General features: G+C 63.8%; 19 protein-coding genes and 2 tRNA genes. 3 read left to right on the top strand and 18 right to left on the bottom strand.

What is annotated here, in order from left to right; genetic code table 11:
* The 16 genes from VKM35_RS07225 to ppsR all read right to left on the bottom strand — a co-directional run.
* The coding region (locus VKM35_RS07225; RefSeq protein ID WP_324319870.1) for an MMPL family transporter at positions 1–2,329 on the bottom strand (2,329 nt) is incomplete at its 3' end.
* Positions 2,322–2,963, bottom strand: a complete 642-nt coding sequence (locus VKM35_RS07220) for an outer membrane lipoprotein carrier protein LolA (protein WP_324319868.1) — start codon at positions 2,961–2,963, stop codon at positions 2,322–2,324. The genes VKM35_RS07225 and VKM35_RS07220, both read right to left, overlap by 8 nt.
* A complete protein-coding gene (locus VKM35_RS07215; RefSeq protein WP_324319866.1) occupies positions 2,960–3,379 on the bottom strand; it encodes a thioesterase family protein in 420 nt (139 codons plus the stop codon). The genes VKM35_RS07220 and VKM35_RS07215 overlap by 4 nt, the downstream gene beginning before the upstream one ends.
* On the bottom strand, positions 3,369–4,901 hold the full coding sequence (locus tag VKM35_RS07210; protein ID WP_324319864.1) for an aromatic amino acid ammonia-lyase: 1,533 nt from the start codon (positions 4,899–4,901) through the stop codon (positions 3,369–3,371). The genes VKM35_RS07215 and VKM35_RS07210 overlap by 11 nt, the downstream gene beginning before the upstream one ends.
* Position 4,902: 1 nt before the next feature.
* The gene (locus tag VKM35_RS07205; RefSeq protein ID WP_324319862.1) at positions 4,903–5,847 is read right to left on the bottom strand and encodes an acyltransferase; all 945 of its coding nucleotides are present in this window, start codon (positions 5,845–5,847) and stop codon (positions 4,903–4,905) included.
* Complete coding sequence (locus VKM35_RS07200; protein ID WP_324319860.1) at positions 5,844–6,611, bottom strand: glycosyltransferase family 2 protein; 768 nt, start codon at positions 6,609–6,611, stop codon at positions 5,844–5,846. The genes VKM35_RS07205 and VKM35_RS07200 overlap by 4 nt, the downstream gene beginning before the upstream one ends.
* Positions 6,608–8,308, bottom strand: coding sequence for an AMP-binding protein (locus VKM35_RS07195; protein ID WP_324319858.1), 1,701 nt, complete (start codon positions 8,306–8,308; stop codon positions 6,608–6,610). Before VKM35_RS07195 ends, VKM35_RS07200 begins: the two co-directional genes overlap by 4 nt.
* Positions 8,301–8,858, bottom strand: coding sequence for a hypothetical protein (locus tag VKM35_RS07190; protein ID WP_324319856.1), 558 nt, complete (start codon positions 8,856–8,858; stop codon positions 8,301–8,303). The genes VKM35_RS07195 and VKM35_RS07190 overlap by 8 nt, the downstream gene beginning before the upstream one ends.
* Positions 8,859–8,860: 2 nt before the next feature.
* The gene (locus tag VKM35_RS07185) at positions 8,861–9,130 is read right to left on the bottom strand and encodes an acyl carrier protein (protein ID WP_324319854.1); all 270 of its coding nucleotides are present in this window, start codon (positions 9,128–9,130) and stop codon (positions 8,861–8,863) included.
* 32 nt (positions 9,131–9,162) lie between these two features.
* Positions 9,163–9,423 carry a phosphopantetheine-binding protein gene (locus VKM35_RS07180; protein WP_324319852.1) on the bottom strand — a complete coding sequence of 87 codons (261 nt, stop codon included), beginning with the start codon at positions 9,421–9,423 and terminating at the stop codon, positions 9,163–9,165.
* Positions 9,410–10,183, bottom strand: coding sequence for a lysophospholipid acyltransferase family protein (locus VKM35_RS07175; protein ID WP_324319850.1), 774 nt, complete (start codon positions 10,181–10,183; stop codon positions 9,410–9,412). The genes VKM35_RS07180 and VKM35_RS07175 overlap by 14 nt, the downstream gene beginning before the upstream one ends.
* Entirely contained in the window at positions 10,176–10,910 is a 735-nt protein-coding gene (locus VKM35_RS07170; RefSeq protein ID WP_324319848.1) for a beta-ketoacyl synthase chain length factor, read from the bottom strand. The genes VKM35_RS07175 and VKM35_RS07170 overlap by 8 nt, the downstream gene beginning before the upstream one ends.
* Before the next feature lie 128 nt (positions 10,911–11,038).
* Positions 11,039–11,114: transfer RNA gene (locus VKM35_RS07165), tRNA-Glu, on the bottom strand.
* 58 nt (positions 11,115–11,172) lie between these two features.
* Positions 11,173–11,248 (bottom strand) — tRNA-Ala (locus tag VKM35_RS07160).
* Positions 11,249–11,291: 43 nt separating this feature from the next.
* Positions 11,292–11,786, bottom strand: coding sequence for a DUF1249 domain-containing protein (locus VKM35_RS07155; protein WP_414636590.1), 495 nt, complete (start codon positions 11,784–11,786; stop codon positions 11,292–11,294).
* Between the two features lie 42 nt (positions 11,787–11,828).
* A complete protein-coding gene (ppsR, locus tag VKM35_RS07150) occupies positions 11,829–12,650 on the bottom strand; it encodes a posphoenolpyruvate synthetase regulatory kinase/phosphorylase PpsR (RefSeq protein ID WP_324319845.1) in 822 nt (273 codons plus the stop codon).
* 167 nt (positions 12,651–12,817) lie between these two features.
* Between ppsR and ppsA the strand changes: the two genes are divergently transcribed.
* Both ppsA and VKM35_RS07140 read left to right on the top strand, forming a co-directional pair.
* Positions 12,818–15,232 (top strand): phosphoenolpyruvate synthase, encoded by a 2,415-nt coding sequence (ppsA, locus tag VKM35_RS07145; protein WP_414636589.1) that lies wholly within the window; start codon positions 12,818–12,820, stop codon positions 15,230–15,232.
* Positions 15,233–15,236: 4 nt separating this feature from the next.
* A complete protein-coding gene (locus VKM35_RS07140) occupies positions 15,237–16,088 on the top strand; it encodes a mechanosensitive ion channel family protein (protein ID WP_324319841.1) in 852 nt (283 codons plus the stop codon).
* A gap of 96 nt (positions 16,089–16,184) precedes the next feature.
* Here the strand turns inward: VKM35_RS07140 and VKM35_RS07135 are convergent, their stop codons facing one another.
* Entirely contained in the window at positions 16,185–19,127 is a 2,943-nt protein-coding gene (locus VKM35_RS07135) for a two-component regulator propeller domain-containing protein (RefSeq protein WP_324319839.1), read from the bottom strand.
* A 22-nt stretch (positions 19,128–19,149) separates the two neighbouring features.
* Positions 19,150–19,713, bottom strand: coding sequence for an oligoribonuclease (gene orn, locus VKM35_RS07130; protein ID WP_324319837.1), 564 nt, complete (start codon positions 19,711–19,713; stop codon positions 19,150–19,152).
* A 64-nt stretch (positions 19,714–19,777) separates the two neighbouring features.
* Between orn and VKM35_RS07125 the strand changes: the two genes are divergently transcribed.
* Positions 19,778–20,246, top strand: a 469-nt coding sequence (locus VKM35_RS07125; RefSeq protein ID WP_324319835.1) for a DUF2721 domain-containing protein, incomplete at its 3' end; no start/stop codon positions are given.

Raw genomic sequence — 20,246 nt, 5'->3', positions numbered from 1 at the left:
TCACGATGGGCGCCAAAGGTCGGAAACAAGGAGAAAGCAGCCACACCAGGCTGACGCCGAAGAGCATGGTCAAGCCGAAGACATGCAGCGCCGGCGTGGCGGAAAGCGCCAGCAAGCCGAACGCAAGCCAGGTACTCGCGGCGCCCAGCGACACCGCCAGCCAACTCGCGCCGTCGCCCTGGTGCTCGACCAGGAAGATGCCGTAGTCGACGCCCATGCCGAGCAATAGCAACAGGGCGAGCACGCTGAACAACTGGAAAGGCTCATGCAACCAGCCCAGCGCGGCAACGCTGAGCACAATCGCCACCAGTGTCGGCAGCAACGCACGCCAGGCCAGACGACGATAACGCAGGAGCAGCGCCAGCCCCACCGCCACCGTGCCCGCAAGCAACAACCAGCCCATCATCGCGCGATAGTGCGAGAGCAGCGTCGAGATCTCGCCGGTGCGATCGACCCAGAGCACGCCGGGCACGGCCTGCGCCTGCTGATGAAACAGCGCGAGATTCGAAGCCGGTCCGACGCCATCGAGCATCAACACGCTCGCCCAGCGACCATCGTGTTCGCCCAGCCAGCGTGAACGCAGCGCCTGCGACACCGGATGCTTGAGCCAATCGTCGAGACGCAGGCTTGTCGTCGCGAACGCCGGCCGTTGCAGATTTTCGCCCAACGCGCTCGACACCTGCGCCAGCACCTGCCCTTCCACGCGCGCGCTCAATTGCGCATCGGCGCGCTGGCGCGCCTGCGACGGCACCCAATCGGACACCGCGCTGTAGCCGTGCAACTGGCCTTGCGTGACCAGCAAATCGAGTTTCGTCTTCAGCGTTTCCTCGCGCCGCAGCACTTCTTCCGCGCTCGCACCGCTGACCAGATAGAACTGCGCTGGACTCGGCAGGCCGAGCAACTGGCTGACCTCACGTTGCTGCGCGATCAGATCGGCCGGTGAGTTCTGCAGGCTGCGCAGGTCATCGTGAATTTCGAGGCGATACAAACCGATCGCGGTGAATATCGTCAGCGCAATCGCCGCCGACCAGGCAACGACGCTGTTGCTGCGGAAGCGCGGCCAGATATCGAGCGAGTTGGCGATCCACATGCCGAAGCGGCTGATCGGTCGCGGGCCGCGATCGAGCCACGGAAACCAGCAGGCGACGGTGAGGAATGCGACCACCAGGCCACTCGCGGAAAACACCGCCATCTGTCGCAGGCCCGGGAACGGCGCCAGGCCGAGTGCGAGATAGGCAAGCGCGCTGGTGGTGAGCGCCAACACCAGACCGGGCAACAGGAAACGCATCAGTCCATGCGAGGAAAGATCGCGGTGACCTTGCCGGCAGGCGAAGTAATGGATGCCGTAGTCTTCGGCGACACCAACCAGACTCGCGCCGAACACCATCGTCAGCAGATGCACCTTGCCGAATACCAGTACGGTGATGGCGATGCCGCCGGCGCAACCGACCAGCAACGACAGCGAGACCAGCAACACCGGCCGCAGCCCGCGGAACGCCAGCCACATCAACACGATCACCGCGAGCAGCGAGCCCCAGCCGATCGTGTTCATTTCCCAATTCGCACGCACCGCCGCGGCTTCGGCATGCAAGGGCACGCCGGCGCGGAGGATGTGGATATCGGGCGAAAGCGCGCGAACTTTCGCAGTGGCGTTGTCGAGCGCGTTCTTCAGATGCGCCTGACCATCGAGCTGGAACGCCGGCGTGTCGGCTTCGAAATGCAGGATCGCCCACTCGACGCCATCCTTGGAAACACTCGGCAGACCATCGCGCAGACTGATGCCGGCACCCAGACGCTGCTGCCACCAGTCGGGCCAGAGACCGAGCGGATCGGCGCGCCACTGACTCAGACCCGAGCCCGCCATCGGGCCATACAAATCCGAAAGCGCGTGGCTGGCGAGTTCGGAGGCATCGCTGCTGCCGAGTTGCGTGCGTTGCGCGGAAGTCAGCAGGCGATCGCGAAACGGCCGATAGAATTCCAGCGCCGCGCCGGCCGCGGCATCGCCGGCAGGTGTTTTCAACTTCGCTGATTGCTGTTTCAGCGAGGCATCGAATGCCTGCGCCGCCGCACGCGTGCGATCCCAGTCGCTGCTGCCCACCAGCACCACAACCTGGCGCGTGGCGGCATCAACGATTTGGCGCTCGGCAATCGCCAGCAGCGGATCGCGCTGCTCGCCAGGCAGCAGCGCGAGGACATCGCTGTCGATCTTGGGCGTGCGCCAGAACTGGATCTGCTGCACGGCCAGCGCCAGCACCAGCGCCAGCCATATCCATGCGGCCCAGGCCCAGATCCGGCGCAGGCGGGCTTCGTTGGCGGGCTGGTCAATCAAACTGTTTCGCCTCGGCGCCATCGAGCTTGACGGGCGCGTCGCGCAATTCGAGGAAGCGGATGTCGGTGCGATCACCCGCGACTTCTTCCAGGCGCACGCTGCGCACATGGCGGTCGCCCTGCAACTCGATGCGCCGGAAGATCTTCTGCAGCGGGCCCGGTTTGGGCACCAGCACCAGCGTCCAGCTGCCATCGGCGACGAGGGTTTCGCTGAGATCGAATTGCTTGCCCAGCATCTCAACATTGCCGCCGAGCAAGGCCATCAACAAGGTGTTGGCGGTGGCGACCGCTGGCGAAGCGCCACGACCGCCGAGGTCGCGCGTGCTGCCATCGGCGGCGCGGCTGAGCAGGCGCTGTTTCGTCAGCACCACCGCCGAGGGAAACGGGCTACGCGTATTCCAGACCACGCCACGATCGCGGGCGAGCAGAAAATCGCCTTTCGACAACAGCGGATTCCTGAAGCCCTGCAGGTGTTTTTCCTGCTCGAACTTGCCGCGCAACACCGGTGTGTCGACAAGGCGGGCGCGAATGCCAACGCCCGGCACGGCTGCTGCGGGGCTCGCGGCAATCGCATTGCAGGCAGTCAACGCAAACAGTAACGCGAGCAGTACTCGGGCGAAAATCTTCATATTCATGCGTTGGCGATTCCGAGGCGTTCGAACAGGATCGGCGGCGAGACGAAACTCATCTCGCCGGTGTCGGCCTTCACGGCGACCTGGATGGTGTGGCCCTTGGTCAACACCTGTCCGCTGGCGGCATCGCGGATCTGGTATTCAATCTTCAGGCGGTTTTCCCATTCGACGATCTGCGCGCGGACCACGATCTTCTGCTGGAAATGCGCCGGCCGCACGTATTTCGTGCGCAGGTCGACCACCGGCCAGACGTAGCCGGAATCGCGCATCTGCGGGTAGTCATAGTTGAAGCGCTGCAACAGCGCGCAGCGAGCGATCTCGAAATACTTGAGGTAGTGGCCATGCCAGACCACGACCATCGGGTCGAGGTCGTGGAAAGCCGGCGACAATTCGATTTCGCAGCTGAAATCAGCGCGCATACAACGCCCAGCTTTCGTTGCGGATAGCCTCGACCAGCCCGATCAATTCGCGATCCAGCGCGCGGTCTTCCTCGATCAGCGGGACACGCTGGGAAAGATCGGCATACATCTGCGCAAGATCGTCGCCAATCGAAAGATTCGCTTGCACGCGCTGGCGCAGTGCGATGCCCTGGCGCGCGGTGATCAGCAAGGCAGCGGCGACTTGCTCGGTAAGCTCAAGCACGCGCAGGCAGTCGCGCGCGGCGATCGTGCCCATGCTGACCTTGTCCTGGTTGTGGCATTCGGTGGAACGCGAGAACACCGAAGCCGGCATCGTCAGCTTCAGTGCTTCCGCGGTCCAGGCCGAGGCGCTGATCTGCAAGGCCTTCAAGCCGTGATTGATCGCGGCGCGCGGGCCGGTCGCGGCGGAAAGATTCGCCGGCAGGCCATGGTTGTAACGCGCGTCCACCAGCAAGGCCATCTGCCGGTCCATCAGATCGGCCAGGTTGGCGACGACATTCTTCATCGAATCCATCGCGAAGGCGATATGGCCGCCGTAGAAATGGCCGCCGTGCAGGACGAGCTCCAGATCGGGATCGATGATCGGGTTGTCGTTGGCGCTGTTGAGCTCGTTCTCGATGGTGTCGCGGAAGAACGGCAGCGCGTCCTCGAGTACGCCGACCACATGCGGGGCGCAGCGCAGCGAGTAACGATCCTGCAGGCGCTGTTCGTTGCGCGAGGGGCGATCGCAGTTGAGATCGGCGCGCAGACGCGCGGCGATGCGCTGCTGCCCGGCATGCGGCTTGACTGCGAAGAGAGCTTCATCGAAGTGATGGGCATTGCCGGCGCTGGCGAGCACGTTGAAGGCGGTCAGGCGCGTGCACAACCGCGACAGGTAATCGGCGCGCTGCCAGGCCAGACAGGCCAACGCGGTCATCACGGCGGTGCCGTTCATGATCGCGAGCCCTTCCTTTGGCCGCAGGTGCAGCGGCTGCAGACCGAAGCGCTTGAGCGCATCGGCAGCCGGCAAGATCTCGCCGCCGACAGCGACTTCGCGCTCGCCGCACAACACTGCCGCGACGTACGACAACGGTGTCAGGTCGCCGCTGGCGCCGACTGAACCTTCGGCGGGAATGCGCGGGAGAATATCGTGGCGCAGCAAGGCCTCGAGTTGTTCGAGCAAAGCGAGGCTCACGCCGGAAACGCCCTGCGCCAGCGAGACCAGGCGCGTGGCGAGCACGGCGCGGGTTTCCTCTGCATCGAGGAAGCGACCGAGACCGCAGCCGTGGTAGGTGTAAAGGTGATGCGGCAGCTCGGCGATCAAGGCCGGCGGAATGTTCACCGTGCACGAATCGCCGTAACCGGTGCTGATGCCGTAGACGACGCCATCCTCGGCTATCAGGCGATCGACGAATTCGGCGCCGCGGGTGATGCGCGCGCGGAATGCGCCGTCCGCGTTCAAGTGCGGCGAATGCGTGCGTCGGGCGAGGCCGACGACGTCTTCGATGCGCAGGCGGCCGCTGCCGATGGTGACGGAGGTCATGTCAGTGGGGTTCTTGTGCATGGGGAATTTGCTCCCAGAACGGGAAAAAGTTGAACCAGTCGTAAGGCGATGTGCGCAGCAGGCTTTCGACCCAGCGCGCGAAATCGCTGGCGTAGAGACTCAGCGCCTGCTCGCGTTTGCCGCGCGGCAAATCGACGCGCTCGCTCAGTCGCTGGAAATGCACACGGTAGCCATCGCCATGATGCAGGCAGCCGAGCAGGAATACCGGGCAGGCCAGCAAGGAGGCCAGCAGGTAGGGGCCGATCGGCAGCGGCGCTTCGTGGCCGAGGAATGGCACGCGCACGACGCGATCGCCCTTCACCGGTACGCGATCGCCGGCAATCGCGATGAACTCGCCGGCGGCGACGCGATCGGCCAACATCATCACCGTCACCGGCGAGAAATCCGTGACCTGCATCAGGCGCACGCGCGAAGCCGGGTTGAGCCGGGCCAGAATGCGATTGAAGCGTTGCGCATGCGCGGTGTGCACGAGAATGGTGATGTGCAGACCGTCGCGCTTGACCGCCGCAGCCTGCATCAACTCCAGGCAGCCCATGTGCGCGGTAAGGATCACCCCGCCCTGCCCGCTGCCGGCGGCTGCAGTCATCGCCGCCTGGTCGGCGAACTCCAGATGTTCCGGCCGATAGCGACCACTCATCGCGAGGATCTTGTCGAGCAAAGTTTCGGCAAAGCAGACGAAATGCCGCAGGCTCTGGCGCTTGCCCGGCGCCTGCGCGAACACCTGTTGGCTTTGCTGCAGACGTTCCAGATATTCGAGCGAAGCGTGGCGCGCCGTCGAGCGGGTCAGCCAGTAGTAGAACACCACCGGATACAGGCAGAGACGGAACGGCAGGCGGCCGAGCAAGCGGTAGACGCCAAATAAAAACCACACGCCGCCAACGAACGTGCTCTCGCCGATGCCCGCCCAGTGCCGCGACGCGCTCATGCGATGCCGACCTTGCGCGCCAGCAGCAGCGGCGAACGCACGAGCATGCCGAAGAACAATTTGGCGTGCATGCGCGAGATGCGCAGGTTGTCGCGCAGCACGTCGAAATGCGAGACGCCATCGAGCGGATAGGTCACGCGCGTCGGACGATTGCGCACGGCGACGCCGCGCCAGTGCAGGCGCACCAGCACTTCGCAGTCGAAATCCATGCGTCGGCCAATCGTCACCGAATCGATCAAGGCGATTACCACCGGCAAGGGATAGACGCGGAAGCCGCACATCGAATCGCGGATATCGAACGACAGCGTGTTGATCCAGATCCAGACATGCGTCGCATAGCGCCCGTACAGCCGACCCTTGGGCACGGAGGCGTCGTAGATCGGGCAGCCGGAAATCACGCTGTTCGGAAATTCGCGCGCTTCGGCGATGAAGCCGGGAATGTCGGCGGGGTCATGCTGGCCATCGGCGTCGATCTGCAGCACATGGCTGAAGCCGCGGTGCGCGGCTTCGCGAAACCCTGCCATCACCGCTCCGCCTTTGCCTTGGTTCTTCTCAAGACGCAGCAGGCTGACTTCATCAGAATGCGCGGCAGCGAGATCGGCCAGAACGCGTGCGCAACCGGGCTCGGAACCATCGTCGACCAGTAGACAGGGCACGCCTTGTGCACGTACGCGCTCGACCATCACGGTGATCGCGTGTTCGTGGTTGTAGACCGGGATCACAACGATCACGGAAAAATTCCTGGCATTGAAATCGGCGTTCATTCCGTCACCGCCGCTTCGGCGTTCTGGAACAGAACGCGTCCGCTGGCATGCGTGCCATGCCGCGAGGTGTAGCGGAAACCCAGCGTATTGACGCTCGTCTGCCAATCGATCTGCAGATGCAGACGCGTGCCCGGTCGCACCAGCAACTGAAACTTGAGCACATCCATGCGCGCGAACGCACCGTCGATGGCGAAGGCTTCGCGACCGAACTTGATCGCCCAATCGAGCAATACAACCCCGGGCAGGACCGGCATCGCGGGAAAATGGCCGTCGAAACCGGCGAGATCGGCGTTGACATCCAATTCAAGCGCGGCGGTTTTGCTGCTGCGATCAAGCCATTCCGGTGTCGGCAGCATTGGTTTGAACAGCAGCGCGAGCCGCGCCTCGCTGCTCTTGCCCTGGGCATCGGCCGGCAAGGCATCGACGAAACGCCAGCGTCGCGGCAAGGCGATGGCATCGACGTGTCCAGCCAGCCATTCGCGCAATTGCTTCGAGAACGCGAGTCTTCCTTCGCAGGCAAGCAGGTCGTGGCCTTCGCGTGTGGGCACGGCAACGGCAGCGACGAGCGCGCGTTCACCGGCGAGGACGAGCAGACGCACTTCCTGCAGGAACGGCGAGGCCAGCAGTCGCTGTTCGATCGCCGACAGCGAGATGCGGCGTTCCTCGAGCTTGACGATGCGATCGGCGCGACCGAGAAGATTGAATCCGTCTTCGACGGCCACGGCGCGATCGGCAGTGCGATACCAGTCCTGGTCGGGTAAATGCGGCGAGCGGATTTCCAAGGCTTGTTCGTGCACGCGCCACTCGACGCCGGGCAGCGGCGACCACGCCTGCGCCGCGCCCTGACGGGAGGCGATGCCGCCGGTTTCGCTGCTGCCGAAGACCTCGATCGGACATTGCTGCCAGAGTTTCTCGACGGCTTCGCCGGCATCGGCAGGCAACGGCCCGCCGGAAGAAAACACCGCGCGCAATGCCGAGCGCGTGGCGCGCCAGTCGATCGACTCGGGAAGACGCTTGAGCTGCGCAGGACTCGCGACCAGCATCGCCGGCGCGGACGTGATCGTCGCCGCGATCTGTTCGGGGTAAGCCAGTCGTCGCGAATGGAAAGCCCGACCCGCCGCCAGCGGCCAGAGCACGCGGAACAGCAGGCCGTAGATATGCTGATGCGAGACGGTGCCGTGGATGTGCGCATCACCGGCGATCGTGCCGAAACGCTGCTCGAGCGCGAGCAGTTCGGCATCGAGTTGCCGTAGTTTCTTTTCGATCGCCACCGGCTCACCGCTGGAGCCCGAGGTGTGGATCACCAGCCGGGTTGCTTCCGGGTCGAGCGCCGAAAACGTCGTCGTTGGCGCGACCTCGGGCAAGTCATCGCTGCCGAGCGCGCCGGGAAGATCGCCGACGAGATAATCGACCATCGGCAACATGCGTTCGAGCGTGGCTGGGAGCGTGTCGCCAGGCAGATAAACGATCTTGCCGGCGTGCCAGGCGCCGAACAACGCAGCGGCGAATGGCAGGCTGTGTTCGCAATGCAGCGCGATGCGGCGTCCGGGTCGCGAGGAAAACATGGCTTGCCAGCGCGACACCTGTTGCCGGAACGCGGCGAAATCGCAGTGTCCGGCATCGCCGATCGCGACGATGCGGGTCGCGACATCACCGGGCGGGGACAGCAGGCGCGACAGCGGCAGCCACTCAGCCATGCGTCTGCGCCGCCTGTGCTGCCTTCACCCGCCGCCGCACCAGCCATTCGCCGGCGAACAACACGCCCATCAACACGTAGGCGATCAGTCCGTTGTATAGCGCCCAGACCTTGTCCGGGCACCACAGCGCGGTGATCAGGGCGATGCTGCCGTTGAGCACGAAAAATCCGCACCAGACCCAGGTGACCTTGCGCGTGTATGCGACGCCATGCGCAGAGAGTTCGGGTTCCTGCAGGCGCGCGAGGCGTTCGATCACGGTCGGTGGATGACGCAGGCTGATGCCGAACACCGTCAACATCACCGCATTGACCAGCACTGGATAGAGCTTGAGCGGCATCGCGTCGTTGCCGAGCACGCTGAAAAGCACGAGCACCGCGGCACCGGCGGTGGCAGCGAGCCAGAGGCGGTCGCGACTGGTGACAGCGCGGACCAGTGCCATGCCCAGCAGGAGCAATGCCAGCCAGCGCGGCTGCACATGGCCAAGGCCAAAATAGATCGCCAGCGGATACAGGAGCGTGAGCAGCCAGAGCAAGGCTGTACGCAGTCGCATGCTTAAACGCCGGTTTGCGTTTCGGTGCCCGCGTGCATCATGCCGTGCACGGCATCCACCACGTCCGACACGGTGCGGACGGACTTGAACGCTTCCGGCTTGATGCTGCTGCCGATCAGCGGCTTGAGCTGCACGATGAGATCGACGGCATCGATGCTGTCGATGTCCAGATCCTCGCCCAGCTTGGCCTCGAGGCTGATGCGCTCGGGCTCGATGCCGAAGGTGTCCCGGAGGATGTCGACGATGCGCTGGTATAGCTGTTGCTTGTCCATGAGCTTTTCTTCTTCAACAGGCCCGTCGGCCGTCACTGCTTGCGATTGGCCGCGACGAAAGCGCACAACGTCTGCACGCTGGCGAAATGCCGCCGGGTATCTTCGGAGTCGGCGGACAGGGTCACGCCGTATTTTTTCTGCAGGGCCAAGCCGAGCTCGAGTGCATCGATCGAATCCAGGCCCAGGCCCTCGTTGAACAGCGGCGCGGCCGAATCGATGTCCTCGGGTCGGGTGTCCTCGAGCGACATCGAACTGATGATGAGATCCTTGATTTCCAGTTCAAGCGCTTGCAATGGCCCGCTCCAGATCGAAATAGACAGTCAGGTGGTCGGTCAGCTTGCGGGCGGCCTGGGCCTCGGTCGTTCCGGCAAGGAACGGGGCCACCGGCATGTCCTCGCGGACCTCAATGGATATATGAAAACGACGTGAAGGCACAGAATACCATTTCTCGCCTTTGCCAAGGGTCGGCGGGCTGCACCGGATCACCACCGGCGTGATGTCCAGGCCGCCACGGACAGCGATATTCGCCGCACCGCGCTGCATCTGCGGTTTGCCGATGCGAGGCGTACGGGTGCCCTCGGGGAAAATCATCAGGTTCTTGCCGCCGCGCACCGAGGCGATGCAGTCGTCGACCAGCCCAGCGCCATTGTCGTTGCAGATATAACCCGTAGCCCGGACCGGGCCGCGCGTGAACGGATTGCGGGCCAGGCGCGACTTCACCACGCAATCGGCATTGGCAACCAGCGAGCCGAGAAAAACCACGTCAATCAGCGTCGGATGGTTGGCCAGTATCAGCAGTCCGTTGCGCTGCAGGCGTTCACGACCGCGGACTTCGTAGGTCAGCACACCGAGCAGGCGCATCAAGTCCATGAAGCCAGCGAAGGTCCAGCGGATGATCGCGCGGGCGCGACGACTGCGCTGTTCCGTATCGCGTACCAGCAAGGTCAGCAGCGGAAACACCAGCAGACGCAGGAGCACGCCGCCCAATCCGAAACTGAAAAAACTCAGGCCGGTGCCGACGATGCGCCAGGCGTGGTTGATGCGTTCAAACACGGCGACGCCACTGCCAGAAACGTGGTGGATCGCTGAAATCCATGCCGGGCTGGTCGGAAAGCAGGAAATGCAGGGCTTCGAGTCCGTGCGGAAGTGAAGCGGGAGTCGTCGCGGCGGTGGCGAGCTCCGGTGCCATCGTCAGCGAGAACCGTGCGTCGTTCGGGCCCGGCAGGGCAAGGCGCCAAGTCCAGGCGTAATCGCAAACCGGTTCGTCGACGAATTGCGCGTATGGCTCCGGCACGAGACCGTCGTACATCACCACCAGCACTTCCGCTGCGCCGTCGGCGAGCAATCCGAGTGCTTCGACAACCGCCGCCTCGGCGCTTGCAGCGCCGGCCGATACCGCGAGGTAGTTGTCGCTGAGCTTGCGCGCGATGCTGTACTGCGCGGCGATCGCGTTGTGCGTGGAGAGCCCGAAACTGGTCGGCGACAAGGCTTCACCACGCGCCAAATCCTGCAACATGCTGTAGGTGCGGCCAAGATCGCCATGTCGCGATGCGAACACCAGCGGCATTCCTGCCGCTTCCGCCGACTGGCACCAGTACGCGACCTGCAATGCCATGCGCCCCAGCTTCTCGACGCGACGACGTTGCATCGGTGGCATTTCCGCGAGCGCGGGCGAATCGTCGCCCTGCGGCAGCACCGGGTTTCGCGCCCAGTCCAACCAGGCCTGCCGGTCAGTCAATCCGGGAGCGAAAGCACTCCATTCGGTGATGGTGAAATCCACTGCGTTGCCCCAGACCGTTGGCTGGATGACAGCCCCCGTGATTGCCGACTGCAATCACTCTGTCATTCCAGACTGCACAAACAAAAAGCCCGGCCGGAGCCGGGATTCTTATTGCCGTTAAAGCGATTTGGCGTCCCCACGGGGATTCGAACCCCGGTCGCTACCGTGAAAGGGTAATGTCCTAGGCCTCTAGACGATGGGGACATTGAAACTGTTGGATTGAATCTGTTTGGTTTGAAGCCGGATGCCGCAGAAACTTAAGTGGTGGAGCTAATCGGGATCGAACCGATGACCTCTACAATGCCATTGTAGCGCTCTCCCAGCTGAGCTATAGCCCCACCGAAGGAAGAAGCGGAATTGTAATGACCGACCCCAAGGCCGTCAAGCGCAGACCACCGACGCTTCCGACTCGGCTTCCGGCGCGAGCGGTTTCAAGGTCTGCGGCGCGTGTCCCTGCCCGACCAGATACTCGAGCCATTTGTTGAGAAAACTGTTCATCCGCAGGCGATGACCGAACAGCACCTTGGCCGACGGATGCCAGCCGAGCACGTCCTGCCAGTGTCGGCCAACGTAGCAATGCGTGACTTCAGCCTGACGCGCATCGCGATAGATGCGCACATAAGCCGACGGATCCGGCTGTCCGGTCTGGGCATCGAGCAGGCGATAGCTCAGGCGCAGCTCCAGCGTATACGGATGCACTTCCAGCACCTCGACCAGCAGATCGAGCCCGCCCGGCACCTGCGAAACATAGGCACCAGGCTGCAATTGCGGGAAATCGAACAGCTGCTGCAGCCGCTGGTAATTCTCGCCATACAAGCCCATCAGCCAGGCAAAGCGGCTGAAACGCGGCAGGGATGGGCGGCTCATCAGGCTCATGCTTCGATGCTAGCACGCGATTTCGCCGGTCTTGCAGTGCCTTCAGAACATGTGTTTCTTGATGCCGAACTGCGCCAGCACCTTGCTGGCGATTTCCTCGATCGAGGTATGCGTCGTGCTCAATGACGGCAGACCGACCGCCCGGAACAATGCTTCGGCGCGTGCAACTTCCTTGCGGCATTGCTCGATCGTGGCGTAGCGCGAATTGGGTTTGCGCTCGTTGCGGATCTGCTGCAAGCGCACCGGATCGATGGTCAGACCGAACAACTTGCGTTTGTGCGCCTTGAGCCGTTTGGGCAGCTCCTCGCTTTCGAGATCGTCGTCGGTCAGTGGATAGTTCGCCGCTTTCACGCCGTAATGCAGCGCCAGGTACAGGCAGGTCGGGGTCTTTCCGGAGCGGGAGACGCCAACCAGGATCAGATCGGCCTCGTCGTAGTCGAGATCGACACCGTCGTCGTGGGTCAGCGCGTAGTTGGTGGCGTTGATGCGCGACTCGTAGGCGGCGAAATCGACCAGGCCATGTGCCTGGCCGGCGCGCGCCTGGCGCTTCATGCCCAGCTCCTGCTCCAGCGGCAGGATAAAAGGCGCGAATACATCGAGCATCAATCCGCCGCTCTCGCCCAGTAGGGCGATCAGTTCGGCATCGACCGCGCTGTTGACCACGATCGGCCGCAATCCCGAGCGCAGGCCGGCCGCCGCGATCTGTTCGGCCGCCGCCCTCGCCTTGTCGGCGGTATCGACGAAAGCGATGCGGGTGGTGTCGAAATCCACGCCGGCGAACTGGGTCAGCAGGCTGTGACCGATGGTTTCGGCGGTGATGCCGGTGCCATCGGAGATGAAGAAAACCGGGCGCGGCTGGTTCATGTGGAGGCGCTTGGCGAAGGAATCGGCATTGTGCCCGGACTTCGGCGGCAAAAGGACGCGATCGGGACGACGTCGCCACCCGCGAATTCCCCACGCTCTCCATTCAACGCGCTATCGACATGCCGATTGCAGGCATTGCTTGTCCCTGCCTCGCCCGGGACGGGATAATGGCGGTCTTGGCCCATCGCCCTGCCCCCTCGGAGCCCCTCTTGAGCGCCCACGTCCTCTGGCTGCACGAACTGCGTTTGACCGACCTCGCCCAGGTCGGCGGCAAGAACTCCTCGCTTGGTGAAATGATCGGCAACCTCAGCCAGCTCGGCGTTTCGGTGCCCGGCGGCTTCGCCACTAGCGCAGCGGCGTTCGCGCAATTCATCGCCCACAACAACCTGACCCAGCGCATCTACGACCGCCTCGCCGGTCTGGACGTCGAGGATGTCGCGGCATTGGTCAAGGCCGGCGGCGAAATCCGTCGCTGGGTGATCGATTCGCCGCTGCAGCCGGAACTCGATGCCGCGATCCGCGACGGCTACAAGAAAATGTGCAGCGATGCCGGCGCCAGCGATATCGCCGTCGCCGTGCGTTCCTCCGCGACCGCCGAGGATCTGCCCGATGCGAGTTTCGCCGGGCAGCAGGAAACCTTCCTCAATGTCACCGGCATCGACGACGTGCTGGTCAAGATCAAGGAAGTGTTCGCTTCGCTCTACAACGACCGCGCCATCGCCTACCGCGTGCACCACGGTTTCAAGCACGAAGACGTGTTCCTGTCGGCGGGCGTGCAGTTGATGGTGCGATCGGATGTCGGCGCCGCCGGCGTGCTGTTCACCCTCGACACCGAATCGGGTTTCCGCGATGTCGTGTTCGTGACCTCGAGCTACGGCCTGGGCGAAAACGTCGTCCAGGGCGCCGTCAATCCCGACGAGTTCTACGTCTACAAGCCGACACTGCGCGCCGGCAAGCCGGCGATCCTGCGCCGCACGCTGGGCAGCAAGCAGATCCGCATGGTTTATTCGACCGCCGCCGGCGAGCGCGTGCGCAACGAAGACACGCCCGTCGAATTGCGCAACCGTTTCTCGATCACCGATGCCGACGTCGAGGAATTGTCGCGGCAAGCGCTGGTGATCGAACAACACTACGGCCGCCCGATGGACATCGAGTGGGCCAAAGACGGCGTCACCGGCAAGCTCTACATCGTGCAGGCGCGTCCGGAAACCGTGAAGTCGCGCGCCAAGGCCACGCAGATCGAGCGCTACCAGCTCAACGCGCGCGGCCCGGTGCTGGTCGAAGGTCGTTCGATCGGTCAGAAGATCGGCTCCGGCGTCGCCCGCGTGATCCGCAGCGTCGCGGAAATGGGCAAAGTGCAACCGGGCGACGTGCTGGTCGCGGACATGACCGACCCCGATTGGGAGCCGGTGATGAAACGCGCTGCCGCGATCGTCACCAACCGCGGTGGCCGCACCTGCCACGCCGCGATCATCGCGCGCGAGCTCGGCGTGCCGGCCGTGGTCGGTTGCGGCGATGCGCTGGACAAGATCAAGGACGGCGAACCGGTGACGGTCAGCTGCGCCGAGGGCGACACCGGTTTCATCTATTCGGGCCTGTTGCCGTTCGAAAAAATCACCGCCGACCTCGAACACATGCCGCCGGCGCCGCTCAAGATCATGATGAATGTCGGCAACCCCGAGCGTGCTTTCGATTTTGCGCAACTGCCGCATCAGGGCATCGGTTTGGCGCGACTGGAATTCATCATCGCCCGCCAGATCGGCGTGCATCCGAAAGCTCTGCTCGATTACGCCAACCAGCCAGCGGAAATCAAGGCGCAGATCGAGCCGCTGATGGCCGGCTATGCCGACCCGGTCAGCTTCTACGTCGATCGTCTCGCCGAAGGCATCGCCACGCTCACCGCGGCGTTCGCGCCGCATACGGTGATCGTGCGTCTGTCGGATTTCAAATCCAACGAATACGCCAACCTGATCGCCGGCACGCAGTACGAGCCGCACGAGGAAAATCCGATGATCGGGTTCCGCGGCGCCTCGCGCTATGTCGACCCGAGCTTCAGCGACTGCTTCGCGCTCGAATGCCGCGCGGTGAAGAAAGTCCGCGACGACATGGGCCTGACCAACTGCTGGATCATGATCCCGTTCGTGCGCACGCTCGACGAAGGCCGCAAGGTCATCGAAGTGCTGGAGAAGAATGGCCTCAAGCGCGGCGAGAATGGCCTCAAAATCATCATGATGTGCGAGCTGCCGTCGAACGCCCTGCTTGCCGACGAGTTCCTGGAAATCTTCGACGGTTTCTCGATCGGCTCCAACGATCTCACCCAGCTCACGCTCGGGTTGGATCGCGATTCGGCGATCGTCGCGCATCTGTTCGACGAGCGGAATGCCGCGGTCAAGAAACTGCTGTCGATGGCGATCCAGGCCGCGCGCGCGAAAGGCAAATACGTCGGCATCTGCGGCCAGGGCCCATCGGACCATCCCGATCTCGCCGACTGGCTGATGGAGCAAGGCATCGAGTCGGTGTCGCTCAATCCCGACACCGTCGTCGACACCTGGCTGCGTCTTGCCAAGATCAAGGCCGGCTGATCCAGTGACGGCCGGCTTCTTTCCGTTCCTGGACAGCCTGGTCGCGCAGGCCGAGGCGCACGAGTGGCTGGCGCGCCTTGCCGTCGCGCTGGCGATTGCGCTGATCGGCATCTGGCTGGCGCGCTGGTGGGCGCGCGGTCTCGACCGCCTGATGACGCGCCTGCAGGTGGAAGTGATCCTGCGCAGCTTCCTGCGTAACGTCGCCTATGCGTTCGCGGTGGTCGTCGCAGTGATCGCGGCGCTGGACTTCGCCGGCGTACCCACCGCCTCGCTGCTCGCGGTCGTCGGCACCGCCGGCCTCGCGATCGGTCTGGCGCTGAAGGATTCGCTGTCCAACATCGCCTCCGGCGTGATGCTGATCGTGCTGCGGCCCTTCCACGCCGGCGATTTCGTCCAGGTCGCCGGGCTCGAGGGCACGGTCGACAACGTGCGTATTTTCCAGACGCATCTGCACACGATCGATAACCGCACGATCATCCTGCCCAACAGCCAGATCACCGCCGCACCGATCATCAACTACAACGTGCGCGGCGAACGCCGCGTCGACATCACCCTTGGCGTGAGCTATGACGCGGATATCGCGGCGGCACGCACCAGCTTGCTGCACATCGCCAACGACAATCGCCGCGTCAAGACGCAGCCGGCGCCGGAAACGTTCGTGATGGAACTCGGTGACACCCGCGTCTCGCTGCAACTGCGCGCCTGGGTCGCTGCCGACGATGTCGCTTTCGCGCGCTCGGAACTGCTCGACACCATTCATTCGCGTTTCGCCGAGCTCGGCATCCGCATTCCCGTGCAGAGCAAGGAAGTGCATGTGGTGCGGCGGGAACAGCCCGGGGCCGGCGAGATTCCGTAGCGCCTCGCGCCTATGCTGCCAGCAAGGCGTTGATCCCGATTTGGCATCGAAGCCGCAGAACGATAATCGCGCTCGTGAGCGCCCCTACGAAAAAAATCAAACCATGACGCGGTTGCGGCCGGCGTTCTTGGCTTCGTAGAGTTTCTGGTCGGCGCGCGAAACCAGGCGTTCGTGGTGGGCCAGGCCCGTGCGTTCGGCGACGCCGATGCTGACGGTGATGTTGAGTCCCGGCGCGAACGCGCTGCAGTCGACCGCCTCAATCGCGCGGCGCAGGCGTTCCGCGCAGGCGCGGGCCTGCGCGATGTCGTAACCGGGGAAAAGCAGGGCGAATTCCTCGCCACCCCAGCGTGCCACGCGCTCGTCGCCGCGCCAGCGGGCAACGTTTTCGCGACCCATTTCCTCGAGCATGACTTTCGAGACGATGCGCAGGGCTGCGTCGCCGACGTCATGCGAGAAGTTGTCGTTGACGCGTTTGAAGTGGTCGATGTCGAGCAGACCAAAGCACAGCGGCTCGTTCTTCTCGGCGGCGTCATTGAACGCCACTGTCAGGGTCTCATCCATGCTGCGGCGATTGGCCAATCCGGTGAGTGCATCGGTACGCGCCTGCACTTCGAAAGCTTCCGACTGCTGCCGGATGGTCTGATTGAGGTATTCGAGCTGGTCGTTCTTGAGACTGAGGTCGCGGGTGCGATCGGCGACGATCGAACTGAGTTCGCGTTCGCGCGCTTCCAGGTTGGCGACGCGTGCACGGTAAAGACCGTAAAGGAACAGCGCCAGCAGCAGGCCCGCCAGCGGAAGGAACCACGGTCGCTGATAGAAGCGCGGCTGGATCTCGAAATTAAGCGTCGCCGTTTCCGGGCTCCAGCCGCTGCCGCGCAGGGCGGCACTGACCTTGAACTTGTAGCGGCCGGGCGGAAGGTTCGTGTACTGCGCGTTGCGCATCTGGTTGCGCTCGACCCAGTTGTTGTCGAAACCCTCCAGCCGGTAGCGATAGCGGATCTGTTCGGGCGTGCGATAGCTGAGGCTGACGTAATCGAGCTCGAGTTTGCGCGTGCCCGGCGGCAGCACCAGCTCCTGCTTTCCGTTGGCGTCGTGGCCGTCGACGCGGATGCCTTCGATCACCACCGGCGGCGGTGCGAGCTGGTAACGCGATAGTTGGTCAGGCTGCACGATCGCCACGCCGCTGGCGGTTGCGACCCAGATGCTGCCGTCTTTCGCACGCAACGCGGCCGGGCCGGCACCACCGTTGCACTGCGCGCTGGCCATGCCGTCGGCCTCGGCGAACTGCTGGTAATCCAGAGTCTTGCTGCGGCCATCGAGCACGGCGTTGGCCTGATCGCGGCGGACATAGATCACGCCGGAATTGGAGGTCAACCAGAAGTTGCCGTAGTTGTCGGTGACCATCTGGAAGACGGTATCGATCGGCATGCCGTTGTGTACGCTGAGGATCGCTGTCTTGCCATCGCGATAACGCACCACGCCACGGTCGGTGGCGAACCACAGCGTGCCGTCGGCGTCCTCGTGCATTCCGAAGACATCTTGCGCCGCTTCGAGCTTGCTGATGTCGAGGGCATGGAACTTGCCGTTCTCGAACCACGCAACGCCATTCGCAGTGCCCACCCAGAGCTTGCCGTCAGCGGCTTCGTGCAGGCTGATGATGAAATCGCGCGGCAGGCCGTCCTTCTGCGTGAACACCTGCTCCTTGCCGGCGAAGCGCCGGACCAGCCCGGTCGATGTGCCGACCCAGAGCGCGCCGTCGCTGGTCTGCTTGATCGCGCGCACCTGGTTGCCGGGCAAACCGGTGCCCGCGGCGAAAGAAGTTTCCGGTACGCCATTGACCCAGTGCTGCAGACCGGTCGAATACATGCCGACCCAGAGACTGCCATCGCGATCTTCTTCCAGGCTCAGCACCTGATCGGTCGAACCGCTTTCCGATGCGCGCGAAACCACGCCATCGCGCCAACGGTTGAGGCCGCGTGCGGTGCCAATCCAGATCGTGCCGTCCTTGCCCTGCAGCACCGAACGCACGTAGTCGTCGCTGAGACCGTTGTGGGTATCGAGCGTCACGAACGGCGTATCGGCGAAGCGCAGCAGGCCGGCATTGGTGCCGACCCAGATGCCACCTTCGCGATCGGAAAACAACGAAGCCACGCGATTGTTGGGCAACCCCGATTGCGTGTCGAAGACTTCCAGACCGTTCTGGCCATAACGCATCAGGCCGCGATTGACCGTACCGATCCACAGCTCGCCATTGCCATCGACCTGCAGGCTCGGGATCGCTTCGTCGGGAAAGTCCTTCGCAAGAATCTTGAAGCGGCCGTTTTCGCCGACGTAAACGCCGTGCTGGGTGCCGACGTACATGCCGCCCTGCGGTGCCGGTTGCACGCTGTAGATCGCGCCGTCGGGCAGGCCCTGAGCGCGTCCGAACAGTTGCACGCGCTCGCCTTCGACGCGTACCAGGCCTTCGCGGGTACCGACCCAGACTGCGCCATTGCCGTCTTCGGTCAAGGTGTAGAGCACGCCGTCGGGCATGCCATCCTTGTGATTGAACACGCGCACCTGGCCGTTGCTGATGCGGTTGAGTCCGGCGCTTTCGGTGGCGACCCAGATCCGGCCGGCGCGATCCTCGATCGCCGCCATCGTCTCGTCCTGGCTCAAGCCGTTGGCGGTGGTGTAGTTCTGCCACTTCTCGCCGCGCAATACGCTGACGCCGCCGCGCGACGTACCCAGGATGAGATTGCCGCTATGGCCGACGCTCACCGAGCGGATGCCGTTGTCCTTGATCTCGGGGACGTTCTGCCGCCCGAAAGTGCGGAATTCCTGGCCGTTGTAACGGACGATGCCTTCCCAGGTCGCGAACCACAGATAGCCTTCGCGGGTTTGCGCAATGGCATTGACCTGGTTGTGCGGCAGGCCGTCGCGGGTGGTCCAGACCTCGCGCGAATATGTCGCCAGCGGCTTCTCGTCCATGCTCGCGGCGTTGGCGAACGACGCCCACAAGCCGAGAAACGCCAGCACCATCGTCGCGGAAAATCTCATCGCTGCCCCTGTTTCGAATGCTTCAGGACGACTCGCCCCCGAGCCTGCCCATATGTTGCCGATAGTAAGCGAGCTCGGCGACGGATTCGCGGATATCCGACAGCGCCGTATGCGCACCGGCTTTCTTCAGCCCGGCCAGGATCTGCGGCGACCAGCGCCGGCTGAGTTCCTTGAGCGTGCTCACGTCGAGATTGCGATAGTGGAAATAGCGCTCGAGCCTGGGCATGTGCCGGACCAGGAAGCGCCGGTCCTGGCAGATCGAATTGCCGCAGATCGGCGATTTCCCCGCCGGCACCCATTGCGTGAGGAAATCCACCGTCAGCGCCTCGGCCTGGGCCATGTTCACTTCGCTGGCGAGAACGCGGTCCCAGAGGCCGGACTTGCTGTGCGTGCCGCGGTTCCATTCGTCCATCGCCTCGAGACGTTCGAGCGGGTGCCGGATCGCGAGCTCCGGACCTTCGGCGAGGATGTTGAGGTTCTGGTCGGTGACCAGGGTGGCGATCTCGATGACGGAATCGCTGTCGGGATCGAGCCCGGTCATTTCCAGGTCGATCCAGATCAGGTAATCGGCGTTCGCTGCGGTCATCGGGCTCGCACGTGATGCGGGGTCGGGGGCATCATAGCGTGGACCCGCACCGGTTTAGCTGCCCATGCCCAATCCCTTGAACATCAGCGCGGAACACTATTCGGTGGTGTCGGCGATGATCACGCCGGCGTTCTTCCTGACCGCGACCAGTTCGCTGCTGGCAACATCGAATGGACGACTGGCGCGCGTGGTCGACCGCATGCGTGTGCAGATCGCCGAATTGCAGCGCACCGAATACGGGCCGATCCGCCTGCGCCTGGAAGGCAAGATCGAACGCCACCAGACGCGCGCGAAACTGGTGCTGGGCGCTTTGCAGATGCTGTACGGCGCGATGAGCGCCTTCGTCGGCACCAGCCTGGCGATCGCGATCGACCAGTTCGCCGGCTACCGTTTCGACGGCCTGCCGACCGCGCTGGCAGTGCTCGGTGTGTTGCTGGTGCTGGTCGCTTCGATCAACCTCGGTCGCGAAGCGCGCATCAGCGTGTCGATGCTTGACGAAGAACTGAAGCGCGAACTGGCGCGCGATCCGCCGA

It is taken from the genome of Arenimonas sp. (assembly GCF_035312645.1).
GTDB lineage: Bacteria > Pseudomonadota > Gammaproteobacteria > Xanthomonadales > Xanthomonadaceae > Arenimonas.
This window is presented reverse-complemented; position numbering and strand designations above follow the sequence as displayed.